The organism is Bacillus sp. FSL E2-8900 (genome assembly GCF_037966225.1).
GTDB lineage: Bacteria > Bacillota > Bacilli > Bacillales > Bacillaceae_G > Bacillus_A > Bacillus_A cereus.
Genome location: NZ_CP150193.1, coordinates 3928542 through 3940654, shown reverse-complemented (window position 1 = coordinate 3940654; position 12113 = coordinate 3928542). Strand labels below are relative to the sequence as shown.

Below are 12113 nucleotides of genomic sequence, written 5' to 3'. Positions count from 1 at the left end.
GGCACATAATATTGAGGGGGAAGAAAAATGGTAAGAGAACAGTTTCAAGGTGATTTAAAAGCGTTACAGCAAAAGGTGATTGAGCTTGGAGAATTAGCAAATGCGGCTTTATTGATTGCTATGGAAGGTCTGCATACAAGGGATGTAGAGAAAGCGTTAGAGGTCATTGATGGTGATTACCGCATGGATAATTTAGAAGAGGAAATAAACGATCTTGCGCTTATGCTCATTACGAAGCAGCAACCTGTAGCAAGTGACTTAAGAAGGATTTTTATTTCAATTAAAACAGCGACAGATTTAGAGCGCATTGCAGATCATGCTGTTAATATTGCAAAGGCTACAATTCGTCTTGGGGAAAAAGAAGTGGCTGTTAGTTTGCACAACCTAGATGAAATGTTTGCGGTTGCAAATGAGATGTTGCATTTAGCGTTAGAAGCATATGAACAAGAAAATTTAACTTTTGCGAAACAAATTGCTGAAATGGATGATTCCGTTGATGAAATATATGGAAAAGCAATTCGTGAGTTTATATCTTCAGTTCCGGAACAACCAGAAGCAATTACGCAAATTACACAATTATCATTTGTCGCGAGATATATTGAGCGTGTAGCAGATCATATTACAAATATTGCTGAAAATGTCTTTTATTTAGTAAAAGGAAAGCATTATTTATTGAATGAGTAGGAAAAAAAGCAGGTGATGAGAAATCACCTGCTTTTTTTAGTCAAAACATGACAAAAAAAGCTCGTTGTTTCCTTTAGTTTATGATGATAAGATGTATCATAATGTAATGGAAAAATTAGTATATATGTTTGTCGTTAATAAGTATTATTTACCAATTTATAGTAAGCGCTTTCTTGTTGTTTGAAATGTACGTTTTTATAGGTTAGAAATTTAATTATATAGTCTTCTAAATGAGGATGTGTTTAACTAATCAAGTTTATGCTGCTAGTTCATGTGGGATAGGGAATATACATATGGTATATGGAGTTACTGAACATTATATAAGTGGAGGCTGAAGTATATGAAGGGGGTTATTTTAGCTGGAGGAAAAGGAAGGCGCCTTAGACCATTAACATGTAATACTCCAAAGCCGATGTTACCATTATTAGAAAAACCAGTTTTAGAATATAATATTGAGTTATTACGCCAGCATGGTATTCGTGAAATTGCAATTACTGTTCAATATATGAGTACGACCATTAAGCAATATTTTGGTGACGGTAGTAAATGGGGAGTTAACTTGTATTATTTTGAAGACTCTCCTCCGCTTGGTACAGCAGGGAGTATTAAACAAGCAGAACAATTTTTAGATGAAACATTTGTTGTGATAAGCGGGGATGCATTAACTGACTTTCAATTATCAGAAGGAATTAGGTTTCATGAACAAAAGAAAAGAATGGTAACAATGTTTGTGAAAGAAGTAGAAAATCCACTCTCATTTGGATTGGTTGTAATGAATAAAGACCAGGAGGTTACACGATATATAGAAAAGCCGGGCTGGAATGAGGTAGTATCTAATGTTGTGAATACAGGCATATATATTATGGAGCCAGAAATCTTTTCTTACATACCGCCTAGGCAATTTTTTGATTTCAGTCATGATGTGTTTCCGTTATTGGCAAACAAAAATGTGTTATTCGCATATTTGTCAGAAGGTTATTGGTTAGATATCGGCACATTTAATCAATATCGACAAGCACAATTTGATTTGTTAACGAAAAAGTTACAAGTACCTATTCCTTATACAGAAGTATTACCGATGGTATGGATGGGAGAAGGGGTGACGATTGGTAAAGGGACGAAAATTCATGGCCCCTCTTTTATTGGAGAAGGAGCAAAGATTGGTACAGGAGCTGTAATTGAGCCATATTCTATTATTGGGAAAAATAGTATCGTTTCAAATTATTCTCATCTTCAAAAAAGTATTGTTTTTGCAAATGCCCACATTGGGAAGTATTGTGAACTATTAGAAACGACAATAGGAGAGCGTACAATAGTTGAAGATGATGTTACACTGTTTCAAAAAAGTGTTGTAGCGGATCACTGTCATATCGGAAGAAGTACGGTAATTAAGCAAAAAGGAAAACTATGGCCTTATAAGGCGATTGATAGTCATTCGATAGTAGGAGCGGCTGGTATTCAAGAGAGTGAAATGAGTGCAGGGTGGTTACAAAAAAGCCGCATTGTAGGAAGAGGGAATGTTGAAATTACTCCCCAGTTTATCGTGAAGATTGCGATGGCGTATGGTTCTCTTTTTAAAAAAGGAGAAAGTATATTAATTGGAAGTCAAGAAAATATAGAAACAACCTCTTATAAAAATTTATTTTTACATGCTATTCATGGTATAGGGATTCATACGATGGAATGTAAAGAAATGAACGAGTCACTTTTTCAATATAGTGTTCACCAGTTGAAGTGTGCAGGTGGTGTTTTCATTCAAGTGGAGAATGAGAATGAGATTGTTATAAAGTTATACGGTCAAGCTGGCATGCCGTTAACGTATAAGCAGCAAAAAGAGATAGAACAAGTATATATGTCCGAATTGTTTTATTACGTGCATGAGAAAGAAATGGGGCGTAATAAGCTCGTTCATGTTTCTATGAATGAGTATATAGAAGTTATATTGGAGCATATTGATATCGAGAAAATACAGATGCAGAAGTTTCATCTTCTTATTAATAAGAGAAATGATACGTTGCAACATTTACTCATGCTCTTTCTGCAAAGACTTGGTTGTACAGTTACATGGATTTATGCAAGCGAACAAAAAGATCATGTGAAAGCTTTGATGAAATCAAGTAAAGCGAATATGGCTCTTATGTTTTCTGAGCAAGGAAATCATTTCGAGTTATACGATAAACATAGTAATATTTACCAAGGTACAGATTTGGAAGAGGTAGATATTCCAGATTTCTTACTCGAATCGACAGGAAATATTTACCCAATGTCTTTGAAGTTAGGAGAATGTTATCTTCTATTTTATACGCAGGATGAAAGAAAGTCGTTTCAAGTAAGGTGGAAGCGAGATATTTTATATCGGATTGGAAAATTATTCGAGCTAATAGCATTGCAAGGAAAAACGTTTCTTAGCATAGTAGAGCAATCACCTCCGCTCTATTTACTTTATGATGAAGTGGTATGTTCATGGAATGAAAAAGGGGAAATTATGAGGAAATTATTGGATGATATAGAAAGGAAGGGAGAAGGTATATTTGAAGGAGTACAGTTCAAATATACTGAAAAAGAGTGGTCTTATATCGTTTCTGACACAAAACAACCAAAATTTTTGGTGTATTCACATGCTAGAAACCCAGTAATAGCAAGGGAAAATATGAAAAATCTTATAGAAAAAATTAGACAATATCAAAAGGTGTAGAATTTTTATTTTAAAAGTGGTATTATAGTATAGTCTGATTTAAGTTATTAGTACTGGAGGGAAATAAGAATGCGTGTGAATATTACTCTAGCATGTACAGAATGCGGAGATCGTAACTATATCTCAAAGAAAAATAAACGTAACAACGCTGAGCGTATCGAGCTTAAAAAGTATTGCAAGCGTGACAAGAAGTCTACGTTACACCGTGAAACAAAGTAAGCAGTAGGAATATTTTCCTACTGTTTCTTTTTTTTATTCGATTCCTATGTTAAAAGTGATACACTATCAGCATAGAGTAAAGTGTCACTGTAAGGGGGAGAATGTGTGAAAGCAGAGAAAGTACGTTTACGTAAACAAATAATAGAACACATGAATTCTTTATCAGAAGAACAGTATACAACTTTATCAGAACAGATTGCATTTTCGTTGTATGCGCAAAAAGAGTGGGTTGAAGCTAAAACAATTGGAATTACTCTTTCAATGGAAAATGAAGTGAATACATATCCTATTATCGAAAAAGCTTGGGAAGAAGGAAAGAAAGTTGTAGTTCCTAAGTGTAATAAAGGAACTAGAACGATGTCCTTCCGGCAAATTAATAATTTTGATCAATTAGAAACGGTGTATATGAATTTACGTGAACCGATTCCTGGGCTTACGGAAGAAGTGAATATGGATGAAATTGATCTTCAAATTGTGCCGGGCGTAGCTTATACAGAACGAGGAGAGCGAATTGGGTACGGCGGTGGCTATTATGATCGTTATCTCGTGCATTATAAAGGGAAAACGCTGTCATTAGCGTATGATTTTCAAATGGTAAAACACATTCCAGTAGAGCCATTTGATAAAAACATAGAAAAAATTATTACAGAAAAAGGAACACTGCTTATAAATAAGCTTGTATAGACAAATAAAAATTGACGAGACTTTTTCTTCTTGATTATAATAAAATATGTGAACGTTTTCTTATTATAATTTTTTATAGTAAGTGAGCATAGAGGGTGATGAAATGGTATCTATTTATGATATTCAGCAATTGCTAAAGAAATTTGGTACGATTATTTATACGGGAGATCGAATTGCAGATTTACAATTAATGCAAGATGAATTGCGTGAATTAAATCAATCACAGCTAATCGATCCACAAGACTATCAAACAGCTTTATTTTTATTGAAGCAAGAAATTCAAAAAGAGCTAAATAAGAATTAGATAAAGGTAGGTAAGCAACATGGAAGAGAAATGGTTAGTTGGTGTTGACCTTGGTGGTACAACGATTAAATTAGCATTTATTAATGTATACGGTGAAATTTTACATAAGTGGGAAATCCCTACGAATACAGGTGAGCAAGGAAAACATATTACACTTGATGTTGCGAAAGCAATTGATAAAAAGCTAGAAGAATTAGGCGAATTGAAGAGCAAATTAATTGGTATTGGTATGGGAGCTCCTGGTCCTGTACATGTGGCGTCTGGAATGATTTATGAAGCGGTTAATTTAGGATGGAAAAACTATCCGCTAAAAGATTTATTAGAAGTAGAAACAGGATTACCTGTTGTTATTGATAATGATGCAAACTTAGCAGCGCTTGGTGAAATGTGGAAAGGTGCTGGTGAAGGTGCAAAAGATTTAATCTGTATGACACTTGGTACGGGCGTTGGTGGTGGTGTAATCGCCAATGGTGAGATTGTACACGGCGTGAGTGGTGCTGCTGGTGAGATTGGACATATTACAGTCGTTACAGAAAATGCTTTCCCATGTAATTGCGGGAAGTCTGGTTGCTTAGAAACAGTAGCATCTGCGACAGGTATTGTACGTGTTGCTATGCAAAAAATACAAGAGACTAATAAAGAGAGCATGTTGCGTTCTATGTTAGCTGAAGAAGGACGTATTACATCAAAAGATGTCTTTGAAGCACTTGGACAAGGTGATGAATTAGCAGGTGAAGTAGTAGAAAAAGTAGCTTCTTATTTAGGATTAGCTGTAGCGAACCTTTCTAGTACATTGAACCCGGAGAAAATTGTTATTGGTGGAGGCGTGTCTAAAGCTGGAGATGCGTTATTAGAACCAATTCAACGCTATTTCGAGCAATACGCTTTCTCACGTGCTGTAAAGAGCACGAAGTTAGCTATTGCAACACTTGGTAATGATGCAGGTGTTATCGGAGGAGCTTGGCTTGTAAAAAAGCACAAATACGAAGCGAAGATGATATAAGTTGTGAAATATGAAAAGAGGAAGGGGGAACCCTTCCTCTTTTTGTGTAAAATCTCGATGAAGAATAAAGTGTAAACGAATTAAGCTGCTGGTGGATACCCGTTATATAGAACAGTCATGATCGTAAACCATCCGAAAACGAGTACAGTTGCAATTGCAAAGCCGCTCGCGAAAAAGTTTTTTTCACGAAGTGTTCTAAGCGTAGCAAATACAGCTAACAGAGTGACAAGTGTAAAAATAATAACAAGGCCCATACAATATCCTCCTCTGTCTACCCATTTCTTATTATGAGTTTTTGGAATATTTACTCTTTTATATTGTACATGTTTTAAAAATGATTGTCGAGATAGCATCCTTTCTTTTCCTCAGAGAAAGAAATGTTGTATCATTAAAAGTAAGTTTAATAACTGGAGGAGATTTTCATATGAAATGGATACAAATGCCGTTAGGCCCATTACAAACAAATGCTTATATTTTAATGAACGATCAAAAAGAGTGCATTATCTTTGACCCTGGTCATGAAGGTGAAAAGCTCGTTACATATTTACAAGAAAAACAATTAAAACCATTGGCTGTTTTATTAACACATGCTCACTTTGATCATATCGGTGCTGTTGATGCCGTAAGAGACGCTTTTCATATTCCTGTGTACGTACATAAAGAAGAAGCAGATTGGTTAGGAGATGCAACTGTAAACGGCTCTCAAATTTTTATGATGAACCGCAGTATTACAGCAAAACCAGCGGATCATATTATTGATGCAGAAGGTACATTAACAATTGGATCATTTAATTTTGAAATTTTTGAGACACCAGGACATTCTCCAGGAAGTATTTCTTATTATACTAAAGAAGCGAATGCTGTATTTTCAGGAGATGTATTGTTCCAAATGAGCATTGGAAGAACAGATTTGCCTGGTGGAAGTTTTGCTGAATTAATTGGAAGTATTGAAGAGAAATTATTTGTATTACCAGATGAAACAGCGGTGTTATGTGGACATGGTCCAGAAACAAGCATTGGCTTTGAAAAAGAAAATAATCCGTTTTTACAATAAGGAGTCATTATGGGAATGGAGCTCATTTTAAGAGAATGGATGGGGAAAGAAAAGGATTATTCAATTTCATATAGTACGTATATGAACCTTGTATTGTATACGGAGGGGCATGGATATTATATGAAAGAACGTGAAAAGATTGGAAGACAAGGGGATTTTTTTACAAGTAGCAATGTATCCTCTGTTTTTGCAAAAACTTTTGCTAAACTTTTTATTCGTCTTGTTGAAAATGGTGAAGTTGCTTCGAATATTTGTGAGGTTGGTGGGGGAACAGGGAAGTTTGCCTATGATGTTTTACAAGAATGGAAGCAATTATCTCCAAACACCTTTATTAATTTAAACTATTCAATGATTGAAGTGAGCCCTTTTCATAGGAAATTACAGCAGGAGCAACTTGGCTCATTTTCTAATGTATCGTACTATACCTCCTATAGTGAAATGGGAGATTCTTTCGAGGGAATTCTTTTTTCGAATGAGTTGTTTGATGCATTTCCTGTTGAAGTAATTGAGAAAAGAAATGGTATATTGTATGAAGTACGTATTACATATACAGAGGAAGGAAACCTTTCAGAAGTATGTAGGCCGTTAAATAAAAGAATTGGTCGCTATTTATTGAAATATAATATTCATATTGCTGAAGGGCAACGTTTTGAAGTACCAATTGTTATGGAGGAGTATATAAAAGAAATTTCGAAATGGTTTCAAAAAGGTATATGTATTACAGTTGATTACGGATACACAAAAGAAGAATGGATGCATCCAGCACACCGCGAAGGAAGTTTGCGAGGATATTATCAGCATAAGCTAATGCGTAACCCACTAGCGCATCCAGGTGAAATGGATCTTACTACTCATGTTCATTGGGACGAGCTAAAGGAGATGTTTAGTATGCAAGGAATGAGTGCAGTATGGCATAAGAAACAATCTGAGTTCTTGTTAGCTGCAGGGATATTAGAACAGCTTACGAGCCATCAAGATACGAATCCTTTTTCTGAAACGCAAAAACAAAATCGAGCAGTTCGTTCTATGATTTTAAATGGAGGAGTAGGGAGTTCGTTTGATGTTGTTATACATACAAAAGATATGCAACATTTACATTTGGATCAGTATGTAACAATATAAAAAACAAGACACAGTATATACTGTGTCTTGTTTTTTAATACGACTTATGTAGTATTATATATTTCCTCTCATGATATATATTTATATTAAAGATATGAGATAAAAAATATAGAATACGTTCTTTTTCTGCGATTATTAGTCCCTAACCTAATAATACACGAACGAGTTGAATGATTGTTTCATTCTCTACTTTGTAATAAATTTCCAATCCTTTTCTTTCACTAGAAACGATTTTAGCGCTTTTTAATTTTGCTAAATGCTGTGAAATTGTAGATTGTGGCATGTTTAAGCCAGTATACATTGTAGAAACGTTGCTTGGACCGCGCTCGATTAATCCTTTTACGATACATAAACGAACAGGATGAGCTAGCACTTTTAATAATTCTGCATTACTTTCATATAGTTCTAATTCTTTTTGAAAGGTTTCTAACATGTTCTTTTCCACCTCCGTGTGAGCTATTATACCATACTATACATACCAAAAATTTAAAGAAAAGAAAATAGTTGTTGCAGAAAAAAAGTCCTAAAGTAAAGAAATTGTAAGAAAAGAGACCCGGATGTAAATAAAATAGGTAAATTAGCATGTTTTTGTAAAATGACATTTTTGGGTGAAAATTTCGATGCGTTTTAAAAATTGAAAGATATAGATATATTTGTAACACAATTTTATCATGATTTTCTTATTCTTTCAAATGAATATACGAAATTTTTAAAATAATATGACAAAGGAATTATAATGATATATATAGAATATAAAACAGGTTAAAAGAAAAGAAGCTGAATGTCATCCGCTTCTTTATGGTGATAATGAAATATTTGATTACGGCTGATAAATCTTAGGATGATCAAGTCATTAGTCATTTATTCTAAAATTCATCTTTTAGCAACGTTAAAAATCTGTGATTCCATATGTTCTCATAAAAATCAATTGTCTCTTTTGCGGACATAAAAGGATTATTCAACGTAGAGGTTGTTTTCTGCCCCATAAAGTTTTCGTATCCTAGTCCGTGGGCAAACTTAATCGTTGCATCCATACAGTACTCTGTTTGGGCGCCACAAAATTCAATGCGATTTACAGATAATTGATCTAAAATTTCTTTTAAGTTTGTTTTATAAAATGAATTTGCATGTGTTTTTCTTACAAAAAAATCTTGTTCTTGAACATCTAGATCGGTATGAATAGCCCAAAGTTCTTTCTCGGGTACTAAATCATCATCACAATGTTGAACAAAAAGGATTGGTTTATTTAATTTTCTATATGAAGAAATTCTTTTATTTACTTTTGTTAGTAAGTTCTGTAAATCAAATAAATGCTCCTCGCTATAACATACGCCATTTTGTAAATCGATAACGATTAAAATATCTGCACAAGTATCCATTATTTTCACCCCTTTTTATTTCTTAATATATCAATTAATCCATTATTTAGAAATAGATGATATACTTTTATTTTTATGGACTATAAGAAAAGAAGAAATTCAAATGAATATAACTAAACCGCATAAAAAGAAGATATGAAAACCTAATCTCATATCTTCTTTTTCTCTATGCATTTACAGGTTCTTCTACATAAGAAAGGGCATTTTCAAAATCGGATATTAAATCGTTAACATTTTCAAGACCGACTGATAACCGAAGTAATGAATTAGAGATTCCTCTTTTATCACGAGCTTCTTGCGACAGTGCTGCATGTGACATTTTTGCTGGATAAGAAAGAATTGACTCTACAGCTCCTAAACTAACTGCAAAAACAGGTAATTTTACTTTTGATAAAAATTTGCGGAGTGCATCTTCTGACTGCAAAGTAAACGATAAGACCGCTCCAGCTGATGTTGCTTGAGATTGTTGAATATCAAATCCGAGATGAGTTTGTAATCCCGGATAATAGACATTTTTTACTTTAGAGTGCTCTTGTAAATAATGTGCGATTTTATTGGCATTTTTAGCTGAATGTTCGAGGCGTACATGCAATGTTTTTAGACCGCGAAGTACGAGAGAACAATCTTGAGGTCCTAAAATAGCACCGAATGCATTTTGTAAAAATCCAAGCTTTTGAGCGAGTTCTGAATCTTTTACTACTGCTAATCCGGCAGTAACATCACTATGACCAGCAATAAATTTTGTAGCACTATGAAGAACGACATCAGCTCCAAGTTCAAGTGGTTTTTGGAATAGTGGTGTCAAAAATGTATTATCAACAAAAGTAAGAGCGCCAATAGATTTTGCGAGTTTAGAAACCTCGCGAATATCTGTCACTTTTAAAAGTGGGTTAGAAGGTGTTTCTACATAAAAGAGCTTTGTATTTGGTTTAATGTTTTGTTTTATTTCTTCTAAATTGGTCATATCAACAAATGTATGTGAAACACCGTAACGGGAGAGTACCTCAGTTATCACTCGGTAAGTGCCTCCGTACACATCTTCTGAAATGAGTACGTGATCACCTTGTGAAAGAAGGAGGAATGCAGTGGAAATCGCTGCAATGCCTGATGCAAAGGCGAATCCTTTTGTTCCGCCTTCTAATAAAGCAATGATATCTTCAAGAGCTTCACGAGTTGGATTTCCTGACCTGCTATAGTCATATTTTCCGAACGTATCTACATCAAACTGGTGAAAAGTTGATGTATTATAAATAGGAACGTTCACAGCGCCTGTTTGCGAGTCGTGTTTATATTGGTTGTGTAGTAAGAGTGTATCTATAGAATAGCTCATATTCTTACACCTTCTTTTACGAGTTTAATGGCTTGCTTTAAGTCTTGAATTAAATCGTTACTATTTTCAATGCCAACTGAGAATCGAAGAAGACGATTGCATACGCCGTTTGCTGTTCTAATTTCTTCAGGAATATCAGCATGTGTTTGCGTTGCTGGATAAGTCATTAAACTTTCTACACCACCAAGACTTTCGGCAAATGTAATTAAGGATAAAGATTGTAAGAATGGATTAATCCAAGCTTCATCTTTAAGGCGGAATGAGATCATGCCACCTCTTCCTGGATAAAATACATCTGTCACCCCGTCCTCATCATTTAAATACGCAACAACTGCTTTCGCATTTTCTTCATGTTGCCTCATGCGAAGCGCTAACGTTTTCATACCGCGAATTAATAACCATGAGTCAAATGGGCTTAAAACTGCACCTGATGCATTATGATAATGAGCGATTTCCTCGCAAAGTTCCTTTCCTTTTGCAACGACAAGCCCGCTTAGTACATCGTTATGTCCCCCTAAATATTTCGTTGCGCTATGAAGTACAATGTCAGCACCTTCTGTTAATGGTTGCTGTATATAAGGTGTGTAGAAAGTGTTGTCTACAATAAGAAGTAGTCCGTTCCTTTTCGCTACAGTTGCGACAGCAGCAATATCAGTAACTTGCATTAATGGATTAGTTGGAGTTTCTATGAAAATAGCCTTCGTTTCAGTTGTGATAGCTTGCTCAATTTGTTTAATAGACTGTGTATTTACGTATCTACATCGAACATTCCACTTTTTTTCATGCTCAGAAAATAATCGATACGTTCCCCCGTATAAATCTTCAGATACAATAAGTTCGTCTCCAGAGCGGAATAGAGAAAGGACGAGGAGAACAGCCGCCATCCCTGAACTACAGGCATAACCTTGTTCGCCATATTCTAAGTCTGCAATCGCCTGTTCTAAAAGACCGCGAGTTGGATTGCCAGTTCGTGAATAGTCAAAGCCAGTAGATTTACCAATTCCTTCGTGACGATAAGCGGTTGAGAAATAAACTGGTGGATTAACCGTTCCAGTTGTAGTTTCACTGCGATTTCCGATTTGTGCTAGTTTTGTTTCGATTGTTGACATGTGAAAATTCCTCCTTTTTAAATTGAAACATTAAGTGAATATAAAATAAAAAAAGCCTTCTAAGAAGAAGGCTTTCGGTTTGAATAGAGTCTTCTTCTCATCTGTCAAATCTTTCACAATTTGCTGGAATTAGCACCTTATTAACAAAATGTTAATGGTTGCTGAGGCGTCACAGGGCCAGTCCCTCTACCTCTCTAGATAAGAATGTTCGTATGAAATTTTTATTATGTTTTTAACTTTACAATAAAATATAACTGAATTGCAACTTTATTTTAAATAATTTTTATTTTTCCGCAAGTGTCATTGACTTTTACTTTTGTGCATGCTAAATTTATTAAAAAATTAACAAACATTGTTAAAAGGGGAACGCATTTCCTTTTAGCTACATAAATAAAATAATAAAGACAACTCTTATTGAGAGCGGTGGAGGGAAAGGCCCTGTGAAACCCGGCAACCTTCAAACGAAATGTTTGAAACGGTGCTAATACCTGCAAAACGAATGTTTTGCATAATAAGAGGAGGAACGATTA

At 34.8% G+C, this 12113-nt stretch carries 13 protein-coding genes and 2 riboswitches; of the genes, 8 read left to right on the top strand and 5 right to left on the bottom strand.

The features are described from left to right. Positions 1–27 precede the first annotated feature (27 nt). The 6 genes from phoU (at position 28) to glcK (ending at position 5589) form a co-directional block, all read left to right on the top strand. Positions 28–684 carry a phosphate signaling complex protein PhoU gene (phoU, locus tag NST90_RS20165; protein ID WP_000251240.1) on the top strand — a complete coding sequence of 219 codons (657 nt, stop codon included), beginning with the start codon at positions 28–30 and terminating at the stop codon, positions 682–684. A gap of 340 nt (positions 685–1024) precedes the next feature. Further along, positions 1025–3379, top strand: coding sequence for a sugar phosphate nucleotidyltransferase (locus tag NST90_RS20160; protein WP_000679335.1), 2355 nt, complete (start codon positions 1025–1027; stop codon positions 3377–3379). Positions 3380–3448: 69 nt separating this feature from the next. Continuing rightward, a complete protein-coding gene (rpmG, locus tag NST90_RS20155) occupies positions 3449–3598 on the top strand; it encodes a 50S ribosomal protein L33 (protein ID WP_001265616.1) in 150 nt (49 codons plus the stop codon). A gap of 105 nt (positions 3599–3703) precedes the next feature. Beyond that, the gene (locus NST90_RS20150) at positions 3704–4282 is read left to right on the top strand and encodes a 5-formyltetrahydrofolate cyclo-ligase (RefSeq protein WP_000642750.1); all 579 of its coding nucleotides are present in this window, start codon (positions 3704–3706) and stop codon (positions 4280–4282) included. A 103-nt stretch (positions 4283–4385) separates the two neighbouring features. Continuing rightward, positions 4386–4586, top strand: coding sequence for a YqgQ family protein (locus tag NST90_RS20145; protein WP_000253699.1), 201 nt, complete (start codon positions 4386–4388; stop codon positions 4584–4586). Between the two features lie 19 nt (positions 4587–4605). Beyond that, positions 4606–5589, top strand: coding sequence for a glucokinase (gene glcK / locus NST90_RS20140; RefSeq protein WP_000391701.1), 984 nt, complete (start codon positions 4606–4608; stop codon positions 5587–5589). Positions 5590–5669: 80 nt separating this feature from the next. On the opposite strand, the gene NST90_RS20135 is transcribed toward glcK, so the two are convergent. Beyond that, entirely contained in the window at positions 5670–5843 is a 174-nt protein-coding gene (locus NST90_RS20135) for a DUF2759 domain-containing protein (RefSeq protein WP_000524852.1), read from the bottom strand. Between the two features lie 170 nt (positions 5844–6013). On the opposite strand from NST90_RS20135, the gene NST90_RS20130 reads away from it, so the two are divergent. Both NST90_RS20130 and NST90_RS20125 read left to right on the top strand, forming a co-directional pair. Continuing rightward, positions 6014–6643 carry an MBL fold metallo-hydrolase gene (locus tag NST90_RS20130; RefSeq protein WP_000871236.1) on the top strand — a complete coding sequence of 210 codons (630 nt, stop codon included), beginning with the start codon at positions 6014–6016 and terminating at the stop codon, positions 6641–6643. 9 nt (positions 6644–6652) lie between these two features. Beyond that, positions 6653–7765, top strand: a complete 1113-nt coding sequence (locus NST90_RS20125) for an SAM-dependent methyltransferase (protein ID WP_000525152.1) — start codon at positions 6653–6655, stop codon at positions 7763–7765. A 142-nt stretch (positions 7766–7907) separates the two neighbouring features. Here NST90_RS20125 and NST90_RS20120 read toward each other — a convergent pair whose 3' ends face one another. From NST90_RS20120 to metI, 4 genes are all read right to left on the bottom strand, one after another. Further along, positions 7908–8198, bottom strand: a complete 291-nt coding sequence (locus tag NST90_RS20120; protein WP_000894377.1) for a metalloregulator ArsR/SmtB family transcription factor — start codon at positions 8196–8198, stop codon at positions 7908–7910. A gap of 433 nt (positions 8199–8631) precedes the next feature. Then, positions 8632–9144, bottom strand: a complete 513-nt coding sequence (locus tag NST90_RS20115) for a cysteine hydrolase family protein (RefSeq protein ID WP_000379157.1) — start codon at positions 9142–9144, stop codon at positions 8632–8634. A 166-nt stretch (positions 9145–9310) separates the two neighbouring features. Next, positions 9311–10474, bottom strand: coding sequence for a cystathionine beta-lyase (gene metC / locus NST90_RS20110; protein WP_000122299.1), 1164 nt, complete (start codon positions 10472–10474; stop codon positions 9311–9313). Next, positions 10471–11583, bottom strand: coding sequence for a cystathionine gamma-synthase/O-acetylhomoserine thiolyase (gene metI, locus NST90_RS20105; protein WP_000103897.1), 1113 nt, complete (start codon positions 11581–11583; stop codon positions 10471–10473). Before metI ends, metC begins: the two co-directional genes overlap by 4 nt. A 94-nt stretch (positions 11584–11677) precedes the next feature. Then, a riboswitch (SAM riboswitch) is annotated at positions 11678–11788 on the bottom strand. Positions 11789–11991: 203 nt separating this feature from the next. Further along, a riboswitch (SAM riboswitch) is annotated at positions 11992–12101 on the top strand. The last annotated feature ends 12 nt before the right edge of the window (positions 12102–12113 follow it).

Bases quoted from the DNA above. Each gene is read 5' to 3' on its own strand.
- metI (WP_000103897.1), bottom strand. From the start codon at position 11,583: ATGTCAACAATCGAAACAAAACTAGCACAAATCGGAAATCGCAGTGAA.
- NST90_RS20125 (WP_000525152.1), top strand. From the start codon at position 6,653: ATGGGAATGGAGCTCATTTTAAGAGAATGGATGGGGAAAGAAAAGGAT.
- metC (WP_000122299.1), bottom strand. From the start codon at position 10,474: ATGAGCTATTCTATAGATACACTCTTACTACACAACCAATATAAACAC.
- phoU (WP_000251240.1), top strand. From the start codon at position 28: ATGGTAAGAGAACAGTTTCAAGGTGATTTAAAAGCGTTACAGCAAAAG.
- NST90_RS20130 (WP_000871236.1), top strand. From the start codon at position 6,014: ATGAAATGGATACAAATGCCGTTAGGCCCATTACAAACAAATGCTTAT.
- NST90_RS20115 (WP_000379157.1), bottom strand. From the start codon at position 9,144: ATGGATACTTGTGCAGATATTTTAATCGTTATCGATTTACAAAATGGC.
- NST90_RS20135 (WP_000524852.1), bottom strand. From the start codon at position 5,843: ATGGGCCTTGTTATTATTTTTACACTTGTCACTCTGTTAGCTGTATTT.
- NST90_RS20145 (WP_000253699.1), top strand. From the start codon at position 4,386: ATGGTATCTATTTATGATATTCAGCAATTGCTAAAGAAATTTGGTACG.
- rpmG (WP_001265616.1), top strand. From the start codon at position 3,449: ATGCGTGTGAATATTACTCTAGCATGTACAGAATGCGGAGATCGTAAC.
- glcK (WP_000391701.1), top strand. From the start codon at position 4,606: ATGGAAGAGAAATGGTTAGTTGGTGTTGACCTTGGTGGTACAACGATT.
- NST90_RS20160 (WP_000679335.1), top strand. From the start codon at position 1,025: ATGAAGGGGGTTATTTTAGCTGGAGGAAAAGGAAGGCGCCTTAGACCA.
- NST90_RS20120 (WP_000894377.1), bottom strand. From the start codon at position 8,198: ATGTTAGAAACCTTTCAAAAAGAATTAGAACTATATGAAAGTAATGCA.